Here is a 21,601-nt window from a genome sequence, read left to right as displayed (position 1 = left end):
GGTAAGAAAATCCTGTTCTACTGAATAAAATTGCTGTCAAAATCGACAATCAAGTCGTCTGACAGCGTTTCAAGGGCTTCATGCAATACGTTAATGTCCGCCGTCGGTGGGACCGTTAAATAAAAATCTGCGGTGAAAATTTGCCCGCCCGTATTGGCGGCGCTTTGTGTTTGCGTGTTGAGTTTGTTGATGGTGACGCCATGAGCGGCGAGCAGCTGGCTGAGCGCTTGCACAATGCCGCGCCTGTCGTTGCCTGTTACCGACAACGTATGGGTTATCGGAGACGGTGAGACGGGCGTTGCATCGGTGATCAGCAGCTGTAAACCATCGAGATCGCGTAACGCATGGACCAACGCATCAGCGTACGTGTCTGACACTGAAATGTGAATGATGCCGGCAAACTGCCCCGCTAGCTGACTGAGTCGGCTGGCTTGCCAGCTGCCGTGATGGTTGAAAACTGTGTGTGATATTTGATCAACCAGGCCAGCGCGATCTGGGCCCACTAATGTGATAACAAAGTGCTTCATGCGTGATCCTTACGGCGATTCTTTAGACAATTATTGAGGCCAGTCAAGGTGTTGTCTATGCTGCTGGAGGCTAAACTCACGAAAGTGTGCCCAATATCAACTTGAGCAAGCCTAAAGCCCGTTTGTTGCATATTTATTGCGTGGCGGCAGCGTGACTAGGCGTCGATGACCACTCACGATACACTGGATGACAGTGATGCGATGCTGTGTCTATGAAAGGCGGAGTAGCGCGCTTCGCTGTCACAAAATTGTCATTGTAATGACATACAATGCAGGGCTTGCTCAATAAAAAGAGGCACGAATGACCCACTCTTCACCATCATTAACGGACACCAGACCGGCGCGGCGGTTTAAAGATAAACTGACTCGCCAAACGGTACGTCTTGGTGGCGTGATGGTATTAGTGACCCTGCTGCTTCTTTTCTTCTATTTACTCACGGTGGTGGTACCGCTTTTTCACCAAGCGAGTGTCAGCTTGAGTGAGCGTTTTACCCTAGATACTACCGGGGTACCTCAATACATTGGTGCCGATACGCGTAATCAGCTGGTATATGGCTTGGATGATCGAGGTGTGTTAACGGTTGCCAAGCGCCCGCAACGGTCTGAGACTCCCACAACCAGCACGGTGCAACGTGCACAAACGGTATTACAGCAGCGGTTATCCAGCATGGATAAGCCTGCGATAAGCCGCGTCGCAGCATCCACGCCGTTTTTGGCGGTGGAAAAGACGCCTGGGTACGTTGCTGTTTGGCAATTACGCTTTCGCACACAATATCAAGCTGACGCTTCAGTGGTCCCCCAGTTATCTACGATGGCAGCGTTTGGTCGTGAGTTGGTAGTGGACGCCAAAGCGCAGCCGCTTAACCAGCTTACTGTTGCGGTGCCGGATAGTTTACATGGTCAAACCATCCCGCCAGTACTGGCAGCCGTCACTCAGGATAACCGTCTGGTGGTTTATCGTGGTACGCAAAAAACCACGGTGCCCCTTTCGCAAACTGTTGACCATATCGCGTTATCAGGAGACGGGCAGCGCTTGTTTGTGCATCAACAAAATCGTTTAGCGATTTGGCGCATAAACGGGAACGACTTAGCGTTGCGTGAAACGGTCAATCTCGACAATGTGGTCGCCAGTCCAGTCACAAAAATGTCGATGCTAGCCGGGGGACGCTCTTTGCTCCTTCAGCACCAAGATGGCACCGTCACACAATGGTTCGATGTGGTGAAAAATGGTGAGCCATCGTTAACAGAGGTGCGCGCGTTTTCACCGGGAGAGGGCGTGGCACGTCTCGCACCTGAGCGTCACCGTAAAAGTCTGGCGACGGTAGATGAAACGGGGCGACTTAGCCTAGTGCACGTCACCAGTGAGAAACAGCGGCATTTCGATGCTCAATTTACCGCGTTGCCTGACGCTTTGGCTTTTACGCCTCGTGCAAACGGGCTGATTGCTGTGGTTGATAATCAATGGCAATGGTTGACCGTCGACAACCCTCACCCAGAAGTGAGTATTCACTCGCTATGGCAGAAAGTGTGGTATGAAGGGTATCCATCTCCGCAGTATGTGTGGCAATCGACCTCTGCGGATGACAGCTTTGAAGCCAAGCTCAGTGTGGTGCCCGTGATTTTTGGTACCTTAAAGGTCGCCTTGGTTTCTCTAATTTTTGCGGTGCCGATGGCGATTGGTGCAGCCATATACACTGCTTACTTTATGTCATCCGGGCTCCGGCGTTGGGTGAAGCCGACGGTGGAAACGATTGAAGCGTTACCAACCGTGATTATCGGCTTTTTGGCCGGTTTGTGGCTAGCACCTTGGGTTGAGTCTCACATTGCTAGCGTCTTTTTATTACTCTTGCTCATCCCTATTATTTTACTTGGGCTAAGCGGCGTGTGGCGCATGATCCCAAGGTATGTTCGACGCCGCTTACCTGATAACGCACAAATTGTGGTCATCATTCCGGCCTTATTGATTGTCGGGGCATTAGCCACTTATCTTGGGCCATGGGTAGAGCAGGCCTGGTTAGGGGGCGATGCGCGCCAGTTTATTACGCATGAACTGGGTATCGGCTATGATCAGCGCAACGCGCTGGTGGTGGGAATTGCAATGGGGTTTGCGGTCGTTCCAACCATTTTCTCTATTGCCGAAGATGCGATTTTTTCTGTGCCTCCCCACCTTAAAAACGGCGCCCTGGCCTTAGGGGCGACACACTGGCAAACCTTGATTCGGGTGGTCTTGCTTACCGCAAGCCCAGGTATTTTTTCTGCCGTGATGATGGGCCTTGGGCGCGCGGTCGGTGAAACGATGATCGTACTCATGGCAACCGGCAACACCCCTATCATGGATTGGAATTTGCTCGAAGGGCTACGTACCTTATCGGCCAATATTGCGGTGGAAATGCCTGAGTCTGAAGTCGGTAGTTCCCATTATCGGGTGCTGTTTTTAACCGCATTTATTCTTTTTGTCTTCACGTTTGTCTTTAATACATTGGCAGAGCTGATCCGTCAGCGCTTGCGTGACAAATACAGCAACCTTTAACCGAGATGAGAATGCGCATGCGTCCATGGATAAAATCTGGCACTCCCTGGGTTTGGATGACGGCCGGAATGGTCAGCGTCAGTTTGATTGCGATTCTTGGGGTGCTGTTATTGCTCGGGTATCGAGGCTTAGGCTATTTCTGGCCCACACCGGTCACCAGCTTTGAAGTGAAGAGTGAGCAGGGCGTAGAAACCGTGGTCGGACAAATATACCGAACCGATCAGATTGATGCGACGCAGCTTGAAGATGCAGGTGTTGCATTGCCCGCCTATCGCCAGCCCAGCTACCAACGCTTGGTGGTAAAAACCGGTAACCGTGAGCAAGAAGGGATCGATTTTCGTCAATTGCTGGCGTTTCAGATAAAAAGCCAGCACACACCAGTTGAAATGGCGATGATCGAGCGAAATGAAAATGGCATGTTCTACGGCAAGCCTCAAGCATACGTCGACGCCGGCGGCCACCGACATGCATTAGTGCTGTCTGAACTTTATCAACGATTGGAAGATTTAGCGGCGCGTCGAGAGGTGATCAATGACATCGAGCAAGTACACCTGGCGAGCGTTAACTATCAACTGGAGCAATTGCGGCTAGAAGAGAAATCCCTCTCGCTAGAAAACGCCTTAGATGCCAGTGCGCAAAACCGAATTGATAAGCGTCGTTCACAACTGCTATCGCAATACCAGCAGTTAGAGAAAAAGCTCAAACAGCTGCGAGAAAAACAACAAACGGGCGCGCTTGTTGTTGAAGATAGCCACGGTGACGCCGTGGCGTTGCCTCTGCAAAATGTGATTAATGTTTGGTACCCCAACGCCATGAGTGCCGTTGATAAGCTTAAATTTTGGGGCTACCAGGTGGCGACCTTTTTATCCGAATCTCCGCGAGACAGTAATGCGGCGGGGGGCGTTTTCCCCGCGATTTTTGGCACCGTTTTCTTGGTGTTGCTGATGTCAGTGATTGTCACCCCGTTAGGGGTGCTTGCCGCAGTGTATCTTCACGAATACGCGCCGAAAACGGCATTCACACGTATTATTCGCATTGCTGTGGTTAACCTCGCCGGGGTACCGTCCATTGTGTACGGTGTGTTCGGGTTGGGCTTTTTTGTCTATTTTATCGGTGGCACCATTGACGATGTGTTTTATCAAGCGGCGCAGCCGGCACCGGTTTTTGGGACACCAGGTATTCTTTGGTCGGCGTTAACCTTGGCGATCCTCACACTGCCTGTGGTGATTGTATCCACAGAAGAGGGGCTGGCTCGGATCCCGACGAGTGTCCGTCATGGGGCCTTTGCCCTTGGGGCGACACAATCAGAAATGCTCTGGCGGGTAGTATTACCGATGGCCAGTCCTGCAATGATGACCGGGTTGATTTTAGCGGTTGCGCGCGCAGCCGGAGAAGTAGCGCCCTTAATGTTGGTGGGGGTGGTTAAGGTCGCCCCCTCTTTGCCAGTGGATGGTAACTTCCCGTTTTTGCACTTAGAGCGGAAGTTCATGCACCTGGGCTACCATATTTATGATGTGGGCTTTCAAAGCGCGCACATCGAAACGGCGCGTCCTTTGGTATACGCCACGTCGTTTTTGCTTGTGTCTGTGATCGTGGCGCTCAATTTGTCCGCGATTGGTATTCGTCATTACTTGCGTGAAAAGTATCGCGCATTGGAATTATAACGATAAGGATCCCGCTCGATGTTTTCGATAACGCCACCCATAGGCGTCACGCCTAGCTTAGACTTGGGGAATTTGCCTGACGAGCAAACTGCGTTAGCTATTCGGGATCTCAACCTGTACTACGGGTCGAGCCAAGCGCTGTTTGATATCAGCATGCGGATCCCGAAAGGGAAAGTCACCGCATTTATCGGGCCGTCTGGATGTGGTAAATCAACGCTACTGCGCTGTATTAACCGGATGAATGATTTAGTAGATGGCTGCCGTGTTCGAGGCGGGATCACCCTACACGGGCAGAATATCTATCACCGTGATGTGGATGTGCCAGCGTTACGTCGCCAAGTGGGGATGGTGTTTCAACGTCCAAACCCTTTCCCCAAGTCTGTGTATGAAAACGTGATCTTTGGATTACGCTTGCAGGGGATTAATGACCCCAGAACACTGGATGATGCGGTAGAACGCTCGCTACGTGGCGCAGCGTTGTGGGACGAGGTGAAGGATCGGTTAAATGACAATGCGTTTGGGTTATCAAGTGGGCAGCAGCAACGGTTAGTGATTGCACGGGCGATCGCTATTGAGCCTGAGGTGCTATTGCTTGATGAGCCATCGTCGGCGCTAGATCCAATATCCACGTTAACCATTGAAGAACTGATTAATGACTTAAAAAATCAGTATACGGTGGTGATTGTCACCCATAATATGCAGCAAGCGGCACGGGTCTCGGATCAAACGGCGTTTATTAATATGGGGCGTTTGGTGGAATACGCGGATACCGATACTCTGTTTACAACCCCACAAAACAAACAAACCGAAGATTACATAACCGGTCGCTACGGATAAGGAGCAGGCCTTGGATAACCACAATATTAGCCGTCATATTTCTGGTCAGTTTAACGCAGAGCTTGAAGCCATTCGCACGCACGTGCTGGCAATGGGCGGCTTGGTTGAGCGTCAGCTAACCGATGCGCTACGTGCCATGCACAATCAAGATGTGGAGCTCGCGCGCCATGTCATTCGTGAAGATCACAAAGTGAATGGCATGGAAGTGGCGATCGACGAGGCATGTACACGTATCATTGCTAAACGCCAGCCCACCGCGAGCGATCTGCGACTGGTGATGGCTATCATTAAAACCATCACTGATCTTGAACGTATTGGCGATGTTGCCGACAGTATCGCTAAAATGGCACTGGATAACTCAAGCTACTCTCAGCAGCCGTTTTTGGTATCACTCGAAGCCTTGGGTCAGCGCGCAGCTAAAATGCTGCATGATGTGTTAGATGCCTTTGCGCGCATGGATATTGATGCGGCCATGAGAGTCTATCGCAAAGACGACTCGTTGGATCGTGAATACGAGGGGATTTTGCGTCAGCTGATGACTTACATGATGGAAGATCCACGCTCGATTCCCAATGTGCTGAAAGTCATGTGGTCGGCCCGAGCCATTGAGCGAGTGGGTGATCGCTGTCAGAACATTTGTGAATACATCATCTACTTTGTCAAAGGTAAAGACGTTCGCCACATTCAAAAAGAGGAGCTGGAAAAGCTCCTCAAATAATGGTTACTTATCCTTTAACCAGTCACTGACGGCATCTGGGACAAAGCTTTGGTCATGCAGAGGCATGCGCACATAACCTTCCTTGTTGATTTCCGGGAGGGTGACCGCGGGGTAGTCTATCTCTTGGTAGGGAATTTGTGAGAGTAAATGGGCGATACAATTGAGTCGAGCGTGCTTTTTGTTATCGGCCTCCACCACCCACCAAGGGCTTTCTTTGGTGTCGGTATAGGCAAACATCCGGTCTTTGGCTTCACTGTATTGCACCCAGCGACTCCGAGACTCAAGATCCATTGGGCTGAACTTCCAACGCTTTATTGGGGTGTTAATCCGCTCCGCGAAGCGCTTTTCTTGCTCTTCGTCTGATACAGAGAACCAGTATTTAATCAAGATGATCCCTGAACGGATCAACATGCGCTCGAGCTCGGGGCAGGTGCGAAGAAACTCTTCATATTCTTCATCGCTGCAAAAGCCCATGACTCGCTCGACGCCGGCGCGGTTATACCAACTACGGTCAAACAAGACAATTTCACCACCGGCGGGCAGATGCTCAATATAACGCTGAAAATACCACTGCGTGCGTTCACGCTCTGTGGGCTTGTCTAGCGCGACGACTCGGCAAACTCGTGGGTTGAGTTTTTCGGTGATCCGTTTAATCACGCCGCCTTTACCGGCGGCATCGCGCCCTTCAAAAATGACCACCACTTTCAACTGCTCTTGCTTGACCCACTCTTGAAGCTTGACCAATTCAGTCTGCAGTTCGGTTAGCTTTTTCTCGTAATGTTTTTTGCTGATTTTTTGTGATTTTTTATCCGACAAGACAGCTCTCCTTTTACCACAGCGATGGGGTTACGGTAGAAAACTCACTTTTCGGATGCAATGGATTCAAGCAGCGAAAGTGTATATCACCTCAAAAGACTAGGGTGGGTCACACTGCTATGTTGTTTAGTCACGGCATTACACCGTGGTTTAAAACCGATTGGCAATGGCTTTGACGAGACGAACGCGTTCTGAGTCGGTAATCGGATAACGGGCGTCGTCCCCATCGCCCATTGATGCGTGTAAGTTTGATTGCATGGGGCTGACTTGCTCGGTGCGGGCAGACAAATGAATTTCACGTGCGCCGGTGTAAGCGAGCAGCTCTTGTGCGTTATCGGGTGACACGCCCGCGCCAGGCATAATAGTCAGCGATGAGTGGCGTGTGGCGTCCACCCATTGTTTGAGAGCCTCTTTTCCTTGTAAAGCATTCGTCGCTTGCCCTGAGGTGAGAATCCGTTCAATCGCTGGGCGGGCTAGTATCGCCTCGAGCGCCGCGTGAGGGTCTTGGCAATGATCGAATGCGCGGTGGAACGTCACGCCCATTCCGTGTGCTTGGGCAAGCATGGCATCAATAGCCGGCACGTCGAGCTGACCGTTTGGCGAGAGTGCGCCGATCACCACGCCTGCACACCCGGCTTGGCGGGCGTTGGCAATATCCTGCAGCATCACTTCAATTTCGTCACTGGAATAGACGAAGTCGCCTTCTCGCGGCCGGATAATCGCATAAATGGGGATGCGTGCTTTCTGAGCGGCTTGTTGCATATAGCCATCACTCGGGGTTAAGCCACCGAGGCGCAGTGCGCTACACAGTTCAATCCGATCTGCGCCAGCATGCTCGGCCAGCGATAATGAACGAATACTATCAATACACACTTCAACGAAGACAGACATATCACCCCTTTGACGAAACGTACCGTGTCAGCGTAACCAGGGGTATTGTGACAGGGTGAAGGGCAATTACCTAGTGTTAGATGAAAATAGCTTGAGGGGAGAGAGGCGTCGTGTAAGGCGAGGCGAGCAGATACAAAAAGGGCCCGGTTTGCCGGGCCTCATTATTATCTCACATTGTCCAGTGCTGGGCACCTGACCTAATTACAGGTCGTCAGTGTGCTCAGAAAGGTATGCGGCAACACCTTCAGGAGATTCTGCCATGCCGGCTTTACCTTCTTCCCACTGTGCAGGGCAAACTTCACCGTTTTTCTCGTGGAAGTTCAGTGCGTCAACCATGCGTAGCATTTCGTCGATGTTACGGCCTAGTGGTAGGTCGTTAACAACTTGGTGACGAACAACGCCTTCCTCGTCGATAAGGAAAGAGCCACGGAAAGCAACACCCGCTTCTGGGTGCTCAACGTCGTATGCTTTGCAGATTTCATGCTTAACGTCAGCAACCAGTGGGTATTTCACTGCGCCGATACCGCCGTCTGCGATAGCAGTCTTACGCCATGCGTTGTGTGAGAACTGAGAGTCGATAGACACACCGATAACCTCAACGCCTTTAGCTTGGAAGTCGCTCAGGCGCTTATCGAATGCGATCAGCTCTGATGGGCACACGAAAGTGAAGTCGAGTGGGTAGAAAAAGACAACAGCTTTTTTGCCTTTGGTGAACTCTTTCAGGTTGAAGTTATCAACGATTTCGCCATTACCTAGTACGGCAGCGGCAGTAAAATCTGGTGCTTGACGACCTACGAGTACCATATCTCAGCTCCTAATTTAAATGTTTTCCTGATAATCAGGTTCCTATATAAGCGAGACAAACTATAGCTAACTTGTTAGATTGAAAAAAGTGGAATTAATAGATTGTAATAATCGAAAAATACGATTGTTTAAAATATGACTGTATGAACAAATATCCGTCTTTAAAGCAGCTACACTATTTGGTTACCTTGTCTGAAACCCGCCATTTTGGCGAAGCGGCCAAACTGTGCTTTGTGAGTCAATCCACCTTGAGTGCTGGGATCCAAAACTTGGAGGAGTTGATCGGCGCTCAGTTGATTGAGCGTGATAACAAAACCCTGGTACTCACAAGCATGGGTGAAGAGGTCGTGCGTCGCAGCCGAGAAATCTTGGCTCGCAGCCAGGATCTGATGGAGCTAACCCAAGTTAAATCAGATCCCATGCACGGCAAAGTCCGGTTAGGGTGTATTCCTACTATTGCGCCTTTCTTATTGTGTGATGTGGTGCAGCAAGTCAACCGGCATTACCCCAACTTAGATTTGTTGTTGCGCGAGGACACCACGGCGAACTTACTCACCGCGTTAAAACACGGCGAAATGGATATCCTGATCCTCGCGCTGCCAATGGACATTGGCACCATGACTCGCCGCGTGGTGGGACGTGATCCGTTTAAAATGGTAATGAGCCAAAAGCAAGCCGCGCAGCTTGAATTACCCATCGATTATGACGCGCTGCCCGATGAATCTGTTTTCTTGCTTGAGCGAGAACACTGCCTCACTGACCATGCAGTTTCTGCCTGCCAAATGACGGCCTCACAGAAGATTAACCCTTTTATGGCAACCAGCTTACACACCTTGGTGCAAATGGTGGCCAACGGCAATGGTGTGACCTTTATACCGCAAATGGCGATTGATCATGGCCTGATTGACAACCTTGACGTGCACTTAGAAACGCCTCCTGGTGAAGCGGCCTATCGTGATATCGGAGTGGTTTGGCGGCCTTCATCGAGCCGGGTTAACACCTTTAATAAGCTTGCTGACCTAGTGGCAGGGCTACTTTCCCCAACAGCAAAGGACTGAATACGCAAAAATTAGTTACTTTCACTGCAATGTGGTAGCTATTTTAGTGTAATGCTCTGTTTGACTACGACGGATGGCGTTCTAGAGCCGTTGGATTATTATCACGAAAAAAAGCAGCATCTACAGGTGCTGCTTTTTTTATTGTTTTTAAGATGTTGATAATAAAGGTTTTTATTGTTTTTCCTGAGGTTTGAATTGAGTGTGTTTTGTAATTTATTTACGTAACTGGTTACAAAGTGATGACAAAAACATGATCCCAGTAGCAGTGTTATATCATTCTGACAATTGAGATAAAAAAGCATATTCGAGCTTATGCTCTAATTGTTTTATGTTTTTGTTTTTAAATGTTTTTGGTTGATTTGTTTAAGTGGTTGTCATTTTTCTTTGGTTGATTTTTACGCGAATGTGAGCCAACGTTAAGGCACAGCGCTGCACAGAAGCCCAAGACAGTGCAGCGGAAAGAGTGTTGTGATTGGATTACAAATGATAAGCCAGGGAGGCAATATGACAGAAGCGTGCTCAACCTTACGCGAGTCGTTGGTGATTAATGAGACCGTCACCGCAGAGCAGGCAGAAATCCTAACCGAGGATGCATTGTGCTTTGTAGCCAGCCTCGCTGAGCGCTTTGCTGAGCGCGTACCTGCACTGCTAGCGGCGCGTGAAGCGCGTCAGCAACGCATTGATGCGGGAGAGTTGCCCGATTTTCTTTCGGAAACCCAGTCGATTCGCCAAAGTGACTGGACTATCCGCGGTATTCCCGAGGATTTACAAGATCGGCGGCTAGAAATCACCGGGCCGGTAGAGCGGAAGATGGTGATCAACGCACTTAACGCCAACGTCAAAGTTTTCATGGCGGACTTTGAAGATTCCTTTGCACCGGCTTGGCCACAAGTGGTTGAAGGTCAGCGTAATTTGCGCGATGCCGTCAATGGCACTATCAGTTATCAGCACCCAGAAACAGGCAAGCGCTATCAACTGAATGATAATCCAGCACGTCTTATCTGCCGTGTACGCGGCCTACACCTGACCGAAAAACACGTAGTATGGCAAGGTAAGCCGATTCCTGGGGCGTTGTTCGACTTCGCGCTGTACTTTTTCCATAACTATCGGCGCTTGCTTGAAACCGGGTCAGGGCCTTATTTCTATCTTCCTAAGCTGCAGGCTTATCAAGAGGCGGCATGGTGGAGCGAGGTATTCTCATTTGCCGAGGACGAATTTGGCTTGAGCCGAGGCACCATCAAAGCGACGGTGCTGATTGAAACCTTGCCCGCGGTGTTCGAGATGGATGAGATCCTGTATCACCTCCGCGACCATATCGTCGCCCTTAACTGCGGCCGCTGGGACTATATTTTCAGTTATATCAAAACGCTGCGCAATCACCCCGATCGTGTCTTGCCAGACCGCCAAGTGGTGACCATGGATAAGCCTTTCCTTAACGCTTACTCACGCCTATTGGTCAAAACGTGCCACAAGCGTGGCGCGTTGGCGATGGGCGGCATGGCTGCCTTTATTCCCAGCAAAGACCCAGCTGAAAACCAGCAGGTGCTGGAGAAAATTGAAAAGGATAAAACCTTAGAAGCGAACAACGGCCATGATGGCACCTGGATTGCGCACCCAGGCCTGGCTGACACGGCTAAAGCGATTTTCGACCGCGCCCTTGGCGATAAGCCAAACCAGCTAGCGGTTACCCGCGAGCAAGATGCTGAGATTACCGCGGCTGACTTGCTAGCACCTTGCGAGGGTGAACGCACAGAGGCCGGTATGCGGCACAATATTCGTGTCGCGGTGCAGTACATTGAAGCGTGGATTTCGGGTAACGGCTGTGTACCTATCTATGGCCTGATGGAAGATGCGGCCACGGCTGAAATCTCACGTGCGTCAATTTGGCAATGGATTAAACATCAAAAACCGCTTAGCAATGGCAAAGTGGTGACCAAAGCGCTATTCACACAATACCTTAGCGAGGAAATGACGGTGCTGGAAAGCGAGCTGGGAGCAGAGCGCTTCGCACAAGGCCAATACCAGCAGGCCGCAACCTTGATGGCTGAGCTCACGACCAGTGATGAGCTCGTTAACTTCTTAACCTTGCCAGGTTATGAATACCTGCCGTAATGGGCATGGAAGCACAATAACAAACATGGAATGAAAGTAAGGGGCTGGTAAAGCCCTACTAACAAAGAGGAATGGAACATGACTTTGACTCGCCAACAACAAATCGCTGAACTGGAAAAGGATTGGGCCGAAAACCCGCGCTGGAAACAGGTTAAGCGCCCCTATACGGCTGAAGAAGTGGTTAACATGCGTGGCTCTTTTGTGCCTGAGAACACGATCGCCAAGCGCGGTGCCGCCAAGCTATGGGATTTGGTCAACGGCAGTGCGAAAAAAGGCTACGTCAATTGCTTGGGTGCACTCACTGGCGGTCAAGCGGTACAGCAAGCAAAAGCGGGTATCGAAGCGATTTACCTATCAGGCTGGCAAGTGGCGGCTGACAACAACACAGCCTCAAGTATGTATCCAGACCAATCCCTGTATCCGGTTGACTCTGTGCCCGCTGTCGTCAAGCGTATTAATAATGCGTTTCGCCGAGCGGACCAAATTCAGTGGTCTAAAGGAAGTTCACCGGAAGAGGGCACGGATTACTTTTTGCCGATTGTAGCGGATGCCGAAGCAGGCTTTGGTGGCGTGCTTAACGCCTACGAGCTGATGCGCAACATGATTGAGGCTGGCGCTGCAGGCGTGCATTTTGAAGACCAGCTCGCGTCAGTGAAAAAATGCGGCCACATGGGCGGGAAAGTGTTGGTGCCGACCCAAGAGGCGGTACAAAAGTTGGTAGCGGCACGCCTCGCTGCGGATGTGGCGGGCACAGATACTTTGGTGATTGCGCGTACTGATGCCAACGCGGCGGATCTATTAACCTCAGATTGCGACCCATACGACAAAGACTTTATCGTTGGCGAGCGCACAGCCGAAGGTTTCTATCGCGTGCGTCCAGGGATTGAGCAGGCCATTTCTCGTGGTTTGGCGTATGCGCCTTATGCCGACCTGATTTGGTGTGAAACCGCGAAGCCGGACTTGGAAGAAGCACGCCAGTTTGCTGAAGCCATTCATGCCCAATACCCAGACCAGCTTCTGGCGTATAACTGTTCACCGTCTTTCAACTGGGAGAAAAACCTGGATGCCGAGACCATCGCGCGCTTCCAGCAAGAGCTGTCAGACATGGGCTACAAATATCAGTTCATTACCTTAGCGGGTATTCATAACATGTGGTACAACATGTTCGACCTGGCCCACGCTTATGCGCAAGGTGAAGGCATGCGTCACTATGTTGAAAAGGTTCAGCGTCCAGAGTTCGCTGCCGCAGAGCGTGGCTACACCTTTGTCGCGCACCAGCAAGAAGTAGGCACTGGGTATTTTGACCAAATGACCAATATTATCCAAGGTGGCCAATCCTCGGTGACGGCATTAACGGGCTCGACAGAAGAAGACCAGTTCTGATAGCGAGATAAAGGTTATCTATCAACAAAAAGGGAGTGCTTGACTCCCTTTTTTATTTATTCGCCCTCTTCAACGGGCTCACTTTCTTCTTGGATCTCGAGCAGTGTCGAAGCGATGGCGACAAAATCACTGTCGGTGATGATCCCAACTAAACGCTGGTGTTTCACTACCGGCAAACAGCCTATTTTACGCTCCAACATGGTTAGCGCTGCCGCTCGTAAGGATGCGCCTGGGTCGACCGTGAATAATTGCTTATCAATAAAGTGTGACAGGGGGGTATGAATCTGGTGATCGCCATTGGTGGTTTTGCCCAGTGACGAGGCTTGCGCTGACAGCACATCTCTTTGGGTGACCAGTCCTAATAAACGCTCATCATCATCCACAATAGGTAGGTGACGGAAGCGTTCGGCGCGCATTAAACGGTGTGCATCGTCAAGTGTGTGGTTAGGGCTAAGCGTATGTGGATGCCGGGTCATCATATCATCAACAATAAACATGGCACCTCCTTGTCGTTAGAACACAGGGTTACTTTTACTGTAGTGCAGTTGTGCTGGGTTAGACGTGATATGCATCAAGATAACTACGCGCATCGGGGCAAATGTTGTGTCCAAGGGGACCTGTGCAAACAATGCCTGAATCAAGCATGCAGCTTGCTTGATCTTCACGGTGGGCTACCTATACTAGCGGCCTGCTTTTTATCTAGGCAAAGGTCATGCAATTATCCGATTTTCACTTTGAACTCCCCGATGAGTTAATTGCGCGCTATCCGCAACCGGATCGTAGCGCGAGCCGCTTGCTCTCGCTCGATGGCACCAGCGGTGACGTGGTACATCGTCAGTTTAAAGACATCCTCGAGCTGGTTGAGCCGGGTGATCTGATGGTGTTCAACAACACGCGCGTGATCCCGGCGCGTGTGTATGGGCGCAAAGCCTCGGGGGGTAAAATAGAGGTGCTGGTGGAGCGTGTGCTTGATGAGCAGCGCTTCCTCGCCCATGTGCGTGCCTCTAAAGCCCCCAAACCCGGTGCTGAGCTTTTTCTCGGTGATGAGGGACAAGTCGCGGCTCAGATGGTGGCGCGCCACGATGCACTATTTGAAATTAAGCTCAATCACGATCAAGGTGTGGTGGACACGCTCAATCAAATTGGTCATATGCCACTGCCGCCCTATATTGATCGCCCTGATGAAGAGAGCGATAAAGAGCGCTATCAAACGGTGTACGGTGAGAAGCCAGGGGCAGTCGCTGCGCCCACTGCAGGCCTACACTTTGATGATCAGGTGATGGCTGCCCTCAAACAAAAAGGCGTCAACATCGCCTTTGTTACCTTGCATGTCGGTGCGGGCACATTCCAGCCAGTGCGGGTGGATAATATCGAAGAGCATGTGATGCATGCCGAGTATGCCGAAGTGCCACAAGAGGTCGTTGATGCGGTGAACCATACCCGTGCGCAAGGCAAGCGGGTGATTGCGGTGGGGACCACCTCGGTGCGTTCACTGGAAAGTGCGGCACAGGCGGCCAAGCAAAAAGGTGAGCCACTGTCCCCGTTTTTTAATGACACCCAGATTTTTATCTATCCGGGGTATCAATGGCAGTTAGTGGATGCATTGGTGACCAATTTCCACCTGCCGGAATCAACCTTGATTATGTTGGTAAGTGCCTTTGCCGGTTACCAACACACCATGACGGCTTATCGTGCCGCGGTTGAAGAGCGCTATCGCTTTTTCAGCTATGGCGATGCCATGTTTATTACCCGTCAGCACAACTGACGACATGATGAGGACACAGGCTCTCATGCCTGTGTGCGCTATGCTTGCGACAGAGTCAATCTGTTAGCATAAGACACACGCCAGACTGTTTCTCTGGCACTGAGGAGGATTCGTGGAATACGAACTGAAAAAAACCGACGGACGCGCCCGCCGTGGCCGCTTAATTTTTGAACGCGGCACCGTGGAAACGCCCGCTTTTATGCCGGTGGGCACCTATGGCACCGTCAAAGGGATGACCCCTGAAGAAGTGAAAGGCACGGGAGCGGAGATCCTGTTAGGGAACACGTTCCACCTGTGGCTACGCCCAGGTCAGGAAATTATGCGACTGCACGGGGATTTGCATGACTTTATGCAGTGGCATGGCCCTATTTTGACCGATTCAGGCGGTTTCCAAGTGTTCAGTTTGGGCGATATCCGCAAAATCACCGAAGAAGGGGTGCACTTTCGCAATCCGGTTAACGGCGATCGCATCTTCATGGACGCAGAAAAATCGATGGAAATCCAATATGACCTGGGTTCAGACATCGTGATGATTTTTGATGAGTGTACGCCGTATCCTGCCACACACGAAGAAGCGAAAAAGTCGATGGAAATGTCATTGCGCTGGGCGAAGCGTAGCCGCAATCATTTCGACAAATTAGGTAACAAAAATGCCTTGTTTGGTATTGTACAAGGCGGTGTTTACGAAGACTTGCGTGATGTGTCAGTAGAAGGCCTTACCGAGATTGGTTTTGATGGTTACGCGGTTGGCGGCCTAGCGGTCGGGGAGCCAAAAGAGGATATGCACCGGATCTTGGAGCACACTTGCCCGCAGCTTCCAGAAGATAAGCCCCGCTATCTAATGGGCGTGGGTAAGCCTGAAGATTTGGTGGAAGGTGTGCGCCGTGGCGTAGATATGTTCGACTGTGTAATGCCTACCCGAAATGCCCGCAACGGCCACCTGTTTATTACTGGCGGTGTGATCAAGATCCGTAATGCGAAACATAAAAGTGATACCTCGCCTTTGGATCCTGAGTGTGACTGTTACACTTGCCGCCATTATAGCCGTGCTTACCTCTACCATTTAGACCGCTGTAATGAGATCCTAGGCGCGCGACTCAATACTATCCACAATTTGCGCTACTATCAGCGAGTGATGGAAGGTTTGCGTAACGCGATTGACGAAGGTAGATTAGATGCCTTTGTAGCGGATTTCTACGCGCGTCGTGGCAAGGAAGTGCCGCCGCTCGATTAATTTCGAATTCAACAACTAGAACGAGGACGTGATTGAATGTTTATCTCACAAGCTCACGCAGCCGCTGAAGCCGGACCACAAGGTGGCGGAATGCAGCTTTTTATCATGCTTGGTCTCTTTGCGGTGATTTTTTACTTTATGATCTACCGCCCGCAATCTAAGCGTGTCAAAGAGCACAAAAACCTGATGGCATCTATGAGCAAAGGGGACGAAGTGCTAACTGGGGGTGGTTTAGTGGGTAAGATCACTCAAATCGCTGAAGACAATGACTTTATTGTGATTGCCCTCAACGATAACAACGAAGTGACCATCAAAAAAGACTTCGTGACGGCAGTACTGCCTAAAGGTACTATCCAGTCTCTCTAATTCTCGCAACCATAAAGGATGCATGCTGTGCTAAACCGTTATCCTTTGTGGAAGTACATCATGGTGCTAGTAACCTTGGTTATTGGCATCGTGTATGCGCTTCCCAATTTATACGGTGAAGATCCAGCAGTACAAATTTCCGGGGCGCGTGGCGCCTCGGTAGATATGACTGCCTTGGACTCCATCAAACAGACCCTCGAATCGAACGACCTTTCCTACCAATCCATTGCGCTCGAAGACGGTACCGTCTTAGCCCGCTTTAAAGACACGGAAGCACAAATCAGTGCCCGTGATGCCTTGATGTCGCGTTTCGACAGTGATGACTATGTGGTCGCCTTAAACTTAGCGCCTGCAACGCCATCGTGGCTGGATGCGCTGGGTGCCACTCCGATGAAGCTTGGCCTAGACCTACGCGGTGGGGTGCACTTCCTGATGGAAGTGGACATGGATGCAGCATTAGAAAAGCTGATCACCCAGCAAGAAGACAGCTTCCGCACCGACTTACGTGAAGCGCGTATCCGTTATCGTGGCTTGCGTGTAGAAGATAATACCCGTGTGGTGGTGAACCTGCGTAATGCGGAAGATGCTAACAAAGCGCTAGATCTGCTCTCGAACAACTACCTCGACATGAATTTTTCTGTCGATGAAGACGAAGGTCGCCTGACAGCCGTTTACAAAGAAGAGCGGCTAAAAGAAATTCGTAATTACGCGGTTGCGCAAAATATTACCATTCTGCGCAACCGTGTGAATGAACTTGGTGTGGCCGAGCCTTTGGTTCAACGCCAAGGTGCAAGCCGTATTGTGGTTGAACTCCCTGGCGTGCAAGACACGGCACGTGCGAAAGAAATTCTCGGTGCCACCGCGACCTTGGAATTCCGCGAAGTGGATCAAGACGCCGACTTATCTGCCGCCATGGCTGGCCGTGTACCACCAGGCAGTGAGCTGATGCGTACCCGTGATGGCCGTCCCGCCGTGCTGAAAAAGCGGGTCATTTTGACGGGCTCACACATTACTGACGCCAGCTCGTCACGCGACGAATACAGCCGCCCTCAAGTCAATATCTCTCTCGACAGCGAGGGGGGAGACAAGATGGCTGACTTCAGTAAGCGCAATATTGGTGAGCTGATGGCGACGGTATTCGCAGAATACAAAGACAGCGGCGAGCGTGACGAAAACGGCAAAGTGATCTTGGAAAAACACGAAGAAGTGATTAACCAAGCCACGATACAGTCTGCTTTGGGACGCAATTTCCGCATCACAGGCATCGACTCTGCTGCTGAAGCACACAATTTGGCGCTACTGTTGCGAGCGGGTGCCTTGATTGCACCAATCTCGATTGTTGAAGAGCGCACTATTGGTCCATCAATGGGGCAGCAAAATATCAACATGGGTGTGCAAGCCTGTATCTGGGGCTTGGTGGCGGTGATGCTCTTCACCTTGGTTTACTATCGTCGCTTTGGTCTTTTTGCCAACTGCGCCTTGTTCGCCAATATCGTCCTGATCATCGGTATTATGTCTTTGATCCCTGGGGCAACCATGACGCTGCCTGGTATTGCCGGTATTGTCCTGACGGTGGGGATGGCGGTCGACGCCAACGTGCTTATTTTTGAGCGCATCCGCGAAGAAATCCACGAAGGCCGTAACCCTCAACACGCAATCGACCGTGGTTATTCTAATGCGTTTAGTACCATCGCTGATGCCAATATCACCACCTTGATCACTGCCATCATCTTGTTTGCAGTGGGAACGGGCGCGATAAAAGGCTTCGCGGTGACACTGTCGATCGGTATTTTGACCTCGATGTTTACAGCCATCATTGGTACGCGTGCACTGGTTAACCTGGTGTACGGTGGTAAGCGCGTCAAGAAACTGTCGATTTAAGGGAGTCCAAGCATGTTTCAAATATTTAAGCCGGACATGTCGATCAACTTTATGCGTTGGTCTAAATTGGCCTTCGTTTTGTCCATCGCCATGATTGCCGCGTCTGTCGTCACCCTATCTACCAAGTGGTTAAACTGGGGGCTCGACTTTACTGGCGGTACCTTGATTGAAGTGGGCTTTGAACAGCCTGCTGACTTACCGCAAATTCGTGAGTCGCTCGCCGCTGACGGCTTCGGTGATGCCGTGGTCCAAAACTTTGGCAGTGCCACGGATGTGATGGTGCGCCTGCGTCCGCGCGATGACATGGAAGGCGAGAACCTAGGTAATGAAGTGCTTAATGCCATCAAAGCAGGCACGGGTGATCAGGTAGAAATGCGCCGCATCGAGTTTGTTGGCCCGAATGTGGGTGACGAGCTGACCGAAGCGGGTGGGTTGGCGATCATCATCGCACTGGTTTGTATCCTGATCTACGTGTCGTTCCGTTTCGAGTGGCGTTTGGCCGCGGGCGCGGTGATGGCACTGGCGCATGATGTGATCATTACCTTGGGTATTTTCTCCTTGTTCCAAGTCGAAGTGGACTTGACCATTGTCGCTGCGTTGCTGACAGTGGTGGGGTACTCGTTGAACGATACCATTGTAGTATTCGACCGTATTCGTGAGAACTTCCGCAAGCTGCGTAAAGGTGAGTCAGATGAAATCATTAATGCCTCTGTCTCTCAGACGCTAAGCCGAACGACTATCACCTCGGGCACTACATTATTTGTGGTGATTGCGCTGTTCACCTTGGGTGGGTCGATGATCCACGGCTTTGCGATGGCCTTGCTGATTGGTATCACCGTCGGTACCTACTCTTCAATCTACGTAGCGTCTGCACTGGCATTGAAGTTGGGGATTGCGCGTGAGCACCTCTTGGTGCCAGAAGTGGAAAAAGAAGGACAAGAATTCGACGCTATGCCTTAATACGCTCGCCCTGCCTGCATGATGGTGGGGCGACGTTTTGATTATTGGGGGTAAGCACTTAGCATGGTGCGCATCTCAAAGAGGCAATTGGTGATTGAACGACACAAAAAAAGCGACGCTCATCGAGCGTCGCTTTTTTATTCCCTGAGGGGAGTATTATTTTTTCATCGACTCAGGCGCGTTTTCGCGTACTTTGGCCAGCATGCCTTTTACCACACGTGGCGCGCCGCTTACGACATTACCGCTACGCATGTAGTCGGTACCGCCGTTAAAGTCGGTACAAATCGCTCCAGCTTCGCGGGCAATCAATTCGCCTGCAGCGATATCCCAAGGCTTAAGGCCAAGTTCAAAAAAGCCATCAACACGGCCTGCGGCTACATAGCAAAGATCGAGTGCGGCCGAACCGGTGCGACGGAAGTCAGCACAATCGACAAACAACGCGCTCACAACTGCCATAAAGCCTTCAGCATGTTGCTTCGCTTTGAAAGGGAAGCCCGTTGCTAGGATGGTGCCGTCCAGCTCTTTTGCACTACCGGTACGAATACGTTTGTTGTTGAGTTGCGCGCCAGCACCACGTTGTGCGGTGAACAGCTCATTACGGATAGGATCGTAAACGCAGCCGATCTCAGTGCGGCCTTTAATGCGCACCGCGATAGACACGCTGAAATGCGGAAAGTCGTTAACGAAGTTGGTGGTGCCATCCAGTGGGTCGATGATCCATTGATAGTCGCTATCTTTCCCTTCAGCCACGCCTGACTCTTCGCCAACAATGGTGTGGTCCGGGTAGGACTTTTTGATGATGTCGATGATGATTTGTTCTGCCGCTTTATCGACGTTAGTGACAAAGTCATTACTGCCTTTTTGTGCGGTTTCGATGTTGTCTCTGTTTTCTGCAGATTTAGCGATAAAATCGCCAGCCTTCCGTGCAGCACGGACGGCGATGTTTAGCATCGGATGCATACGGTTTTCCCAACGGATGTTAAAGAACGAAAGCGGAGCGGAGTATAACAGAGCCAGAGCAAAAGGAAAGTGGGTATTTTTTGACCTAAGCGATATCACCGAGCTGGCGCGACACGCTTAGCTGAGAAGTATTATCGATTGCACTGTGATAAACTGCGCAGATCTGACAGACCCCTGCTCACCCCACCGAGGGTGCACAGCGTAAGAGACGAAAACAACATCATGCTAGATCAAATCCGCGTTGTATTGGTGGGGACCTCCCACTCCGGTAATATTGGCTCGGCAGCCAGAGCGATGAAAGTCATGGGGCTTAGCAATATGACCCTCGTAGCGCCTGACTGTGACGTGGATGGTCAAGCCATTGCGTTGGCAGCCGGTGCCAGTGATATTGCCAATAATGCGCGGGTGGTCGGGACCTTAGAAGAGGCAGTGGCAGACTGTGGCCTTGTCGTCGGTACCAGTGCGAGAAGCCGGACGCTCGAGTGGCCGATGCTAGATGCGCGCGAATGCGGTAAAAAGGCGGTTGAAGAGGCCAGTGCTCATCCGGTGGCGATTGTTTTTGGCCGCGAACGCACTGGCTTGACCAATGAAGAGCTGCAAACATGCCATTATCATGTCTCGATTCCGTCAAACCCTGACTACAGCTCGTTAAACCTCGCGATGGCGGTGCAAACCCTGTGCTATGAAATGCGCGTCGCTTGGTTAGACAGTCAAGCATACCAAGGGTCTAGCGTTGAAGAGACTTACCCTTTAAATGAGGAGCTCGCTCGGTTTTATCAGCACCTTGAAACCGTACTGACTAAAACGGGATTTATTCGCACCCAGCATCCTGGGATGGTGATGACCAAGTTGCGTCGGCTGTTTAACCGAGCGCGACTGGAGAGCCAAGAATTAAATATCTTGCGCGGCGTGCTGTCCTCTATCGAAAAAGTGACCAAACAAGCGGCATCGAGCGAGCAAAATACCGATAATCATCGCGCTCAGTGATCCTTTCAAGCGAACACGCGTAAACCTGGAGTGAAAGCCTGACAAAAATACTCAGGTAAATACTTGACCAAATTACTCGGGTATGTAACTATCTGAGCATCTATTCAC

At 50.9% G+C, this 21,601-nt stretch carries 19 protein-coding genes; 13 read left to right on the top strand and 6 right to left on the bottom strand.

The annotated features are described in order from the left end of the window. Positions 1-17: 17 nt before the first annotated feature. Entirely contained in the window at positions 18-527 is a 510-nt protein-coding gene (locus N8M53_RS10050) for a glycine cleavage system protein R (RefSeq protein WP_269578679.1), read from the bottom strand. Between the two features lie 301 nt (positions 528-828). On the opposite strand from N8M53_RS10050, the gene N8M53_RS10045 reads away from it, so the two are divergent. From N8M53_RS10045 to phoU, 4 genes are read left to right on the top strand one after another with little or no spacing between them, the layout of a single operon-like run. Then, positions 829-3,057: an ABC transporter permease subunit gene (locus tag N8M53_RS10045; protein ID WP_269578678.1), complete on the top strand. Its 2,229-nt coding sequence runs from the start codon at positions 829-831 to the stop codon at positions 3,055-3,057. A gap of 17 nt (positions 3,058-3,074) precedes the next feature. Then, complete coding sequence (gene pstA, locus N8M53_RS10040) at positions 3,075-4,721, top strand: phosphate ABC transporter permease PstA (protein ID WP_269578677.1); 1,647 nt, start codon at positions 3,075-3,077, stop codon at positions 4,719-4,721. A gap of 18 nt (positions 4,722-4,739) precedes the next feature. Then, positions 4,740-5,558 carry a phosphate ABC transporter ATP-binding protein PstB gene (pstB, locus tag N8M53_RS10035; RefSeq protein ID WP_269578676.1) on the top strand — a complete coding sequence of 273 codons (819 nt, stop codon included), beginning with the start codon at positions 4,740-4,742 and terminating at the stop codon, positions 5,556-5,558. Between the two features lie 10 nt (positions 5,559-5,568). Next, a complete protein-coding gene (gene phoU / locus N8M53_RS10030; protein ID WP_269578675.1) occupies positions 5,569-6,276 on the top strand; it encodes a phosphate signaling complex protein PhoU in 708 nt (235 codons plus the stop codon). Positions 6,277-6,279: 3 nt separating this feature from the next. Here phoU and ppk2 read toward each other — a convergent pair whose 3' ends face one another. The 3 genes from ppk2 to N8M53_RS10015 all read right to left on the bottom strand — a co-directional run bounded on the left by ppk2 (position 6,280) and on the right by N8M53_RS10015 (position 8,787). Then, positions 6,280-7,092 (bottom strand): polyphosphate kinase 2, encoded by an 813-nt coding sequence (ppk2, locus tag N8M53_RS10025; protein ID WP_269578674.1) that lies wholly within the window; start codon positions 7,090-7,092, stop codon positions 6,280-6,282. Positions 7,093-7,242: 150 nt separating this feature from the next. Next, complete coding sequence (locus N8M53_RS10020) at positions 7,243-7,983, bottom strand: copper homeostasis protein CutC (protein ID WP_269578673.1); 741 nt, start codon at positions 7,981-7,983, stop codon at positions 7,243-7,245. A gap of 201 nt (positions 7,984-8,184) precedes the next feature. Further along, positions 8,185-8,787, bottom strand: coding sequence for a peroxiredoxin C (locus N8M53_RS10015; protein ID WP_077771573.1), 603 nt, complete (start codon positions 8,785-8,787; stop codon positions 8,185-8,187). Positions 8,788-8,930: 143 nt separating this feature from the next. On the opposite strand from N8M53_RS10015, the gene N8M53_RS10010 reads away from it, so the two are divergent. From N8M53_RS10010 to aceA, 3 genes are all read left to right on the top strand, one after another. Then, the gene (locus N8M53_RS10010) at positions 8,931-9,845 is read left to right on the top strand and encodes a hydrogen peroxide-inducible genes activator (RefSeq protein ID WP_269578672.1); all 915 of its coding nucleotides are present in this window, start codon (positions 8,931-8,933) and stop codon (positions 9,843-9,845) included. A gap of 504 nt (positions 9,846-10,349) precedes the next feature. Further along, positions 10,350-11,957 (top strand): malate synthase A, encoded by a 1,608-nt coding sequence (aceB, locus tag N8M53_RS10005; protein WP_269578671.1) that lies wholly within the window; start codon positions 10,350-10,352, stop codon positions 11,955-11,957. 78 nt (positions 11,958-12,035) lie between these two features. Next, a complete protein-coding gene (gene aceA / locus N8M53_RS10000) occupies positions 12,036-13,340 on the top strand; it encodes an isocitrate lyase (protein ID WP_269578670.1) in 1,305 nt (434 codons plus the stop codon). Positions 13,341-13,396: 56 nt separating this feature from the next. Here the strand turns inward: aceA and N8M53_RS09995 are convergent, their stop codons facing one another. Then, positions 13,397-13,837 carry a CBS domain-containing protein gene (locus N8M53_RS09995; RefSeq protein ID WP_269578669.1) on the bottom strand — a complete coding sequence of 147 codons (441 nt, stop codon included), beginning with the start codon at positions 13,835-13,837 and terminating at the stop codon, positions 13,397-13,399. 215 nt (positions 13,838-14,052) lie between these two features. On the opposite strand from N8M53_RS09995, the gene queA reads away from it, so the two are divergent. The 5 genes from queA to secF all read left to right on the top strand — a co-directional run bounded on the left by queA (position 14,053) and on the right by secF (position 19,546). Beyond that, positions 14,053-15,105 carry a tRNA preQ1(34) S-adenosylmethionine ribosyltransferase-isomerase QueA gene (queA, locus tag N8M53_RS09990; RefSeq protein WP_269578668.1) on the top strand — a complete coding sequence of 351 codons (1,053 nt, stop codon included), beginning with the start codon at positions 14,053-14,055 and terminating at the stop codon, positions 15,103-15,105. Positions 15,106-15,217: 112 nt separating this feature from the next. After that, positions 15,218-16,339 (top strand): tRNA guanosine(34) transglycosylase Tgt, encoded by a 1,122-nt coding sequence (tgt, locus tag N8M53_RS09985; RefSeq protein ID WP_077771567.1) that lies wholly within the window; start codon positions 15,218-15,220, stop codon positions 16,337-16,339. Positions 16,340-16,375: 36 nt separating this feature from the next. Continuing rightward, positions 16,376-16,705 carry a preprotein translocase subunit YajC gene (gene yajC, locus N8M53_RS09980; RefSeq protein WP_021022912.1) on the top strand — a complete coding sequence of 110 codons (330 nt, stop codon included), beginning with the start codon at positions 16,376-16,378 and terminating at the stop codon, positions 16,703-16,705. A 27-nt stretch (positions 16,706-16,732) separates the two neighbouring features. After that, a complete protein-coding gene (gene secD, locus N8M53_RS09975; RefSeq protein WP_269578667.1) occupies positions 16,733-18,586 on the top strand; it encodes a protein translocase subunit SecD in 1,854 nt (617 codons plus the stop codon). Between the two features lie 12 nt (positions 18,587-18,598). After that, entirely contained in the window at positions 18,599-19,546 is a 948-nt protein-coding gene (gene secF / locus N8M53_RS09970; RefSeq protein ID WP_077771565.1) for a protein translocase subunit SecF, read from the top strand. A 156-nt stretch (positions 19,547-19,702) separates the two neighbouring features. Here secF and suhB read toward each other — a convergent pair whose 3' ends face one another. Next, on the bottom strand, positions 19,703-20,506 hold the full coding sequence (gene suhB / locus N8M53_RS09965) for an inositol-1-monophosphatase (RefSeq protein ID WP_046075013.1): 804 nt from the start codon (positions 20,504-20,506) through the stop codon (positions 19,703-19,705). 222 nt (positions 20,507-20,728) lie between these two features. Here suhB and trmJ point away from each other — a divergent pair, with 222 nt between their 5' ends. After that, complete coding sequence (gene trmJ, locus N8M53_RS09960) at positions 20,729-21,493, top strand: tRNA (cytosine(32)/uridine(32)-2'-O)-methyltransferase TrmJ (RefSeq protein WP_269578666.1); 765 nt, start codon at positions 20,729-20,731, stop codon at positions 21,491-21,493. Positions 21,494-21,601 lie beyond the last annotated feature (108 nt).

This window comes from Salinivibrio kushneri, from assembly GCF_027286325.1.
Taxonomy (GTDB): domain Bacteria; phylum Pseudomonadota; class Gammaproteobacteria; order Enterobacterales; family Vibrionaceae; genus Salinivibrio; species Salinivibrio kushneri_A.
Note: the sequence above shows the minus strand (reverse complement) of the source record. Positions and strands in the feature narration are given on the sequence as shown.

Bases quoted from the DNA above. Each gene is read 5' to 3' on its own strand.
- N8M53_RS10050 (WP_269578679.1), bottom strand. From the start codon at position 527: ATGAAGCACTTTGTTATCACATTAGTGGGCCCAGATCGCGCTGGCCTG.
- N8M53_RS10045 (WP_269578678.1), top strand. From the start codon at position 829: ATGACCCACTCTTCACCATCATTAACGGACACCAGACCGGCGCGGCGG.
- pstA (WP_269578677.1), top strand. From the start codon at position 3,075: ATGCGTCCATGGATAAAATCTGGCACTCCCTGGGTTTGGATGACGGCC.
- pstB (WP_269578676.1), top strand. From the start codon at position 4,740: ATGTTTTCGATAACGCCACCCATAGGCGTCACGCCTAGCTTAGACTTG.
- N8M53_RS10020 (WP_269578673.1), bottom strand. From the start codon at position 7,983: ATGTCTGTCTTCGTTGAAGTGTGTATTGATAGTATTCGTTCATTATCG.
- N8M53_RS10015 (WP_077771573.1), bottom strand. From the start codon at position 8,787: ATGGTACTCGTAGGTCGTCAAGCACCAGATTTTACTGCCGCTGCCGTA.
- N8M53_RS10010 (WP_269578672.1), top strand. From the start codon at position 8,931: ATGAACAAATATCCGTCTTTAAAGCAGCTACACTATTTGGTTACCTTG.
- aceB (WP_269578671.1), top strand. From the start codon at position 10,350: ATGACAGAAGCGTGCTCAACCTTACGCGAGTCGTTGGTGATTAATGAG.
- aceA (WP_269578670.1), top strand. From the start codon at position 12,036: ATGACTTTGACTCGCCAACAACAAATCGCTGAACTGGAAAAGGATTGG.
- N8M53_RS09995 (WP_269578669.1), bottom strand. From the start codon at position 13,837: ATGTTTATTGTTGATGATATGATGACCCGGCATCCACATACGCTTAGC.
- queA (WP_269578668.1), top strand. From the start codon at position 14,053: ATGCAATTATCCGATTTTCACTTTGAACTCCCCGATGAGTTAATTGCG.
- yajC (WP_021022912.1), top strand. From the start codon at position 16,376: ATGTTTATCTCACAAGCTCACGCAGCCGCTGAAGCCGGACCACAAGGT.
- secF (WP_077771565.1), top strand. From the start codon at position 18,599: ATGTTTCAAATATTTAAGCCGGACATGTCGATCAACTTTATGCGTTGG.
- suhB (WP_046075013.1), bottom strand. From the start codon at position 20,506: ATGCATCCGATGCTAAACATCGCCGTCCGTGCTGCACGGAAGGCTGGC.
- trmJ (WP_269578666.1), top strand. From the start codon at position 20,729: ATGCTAGATCAAATCCGCGTTGTATTGGTGGGGACCTCCCACTCCGGT.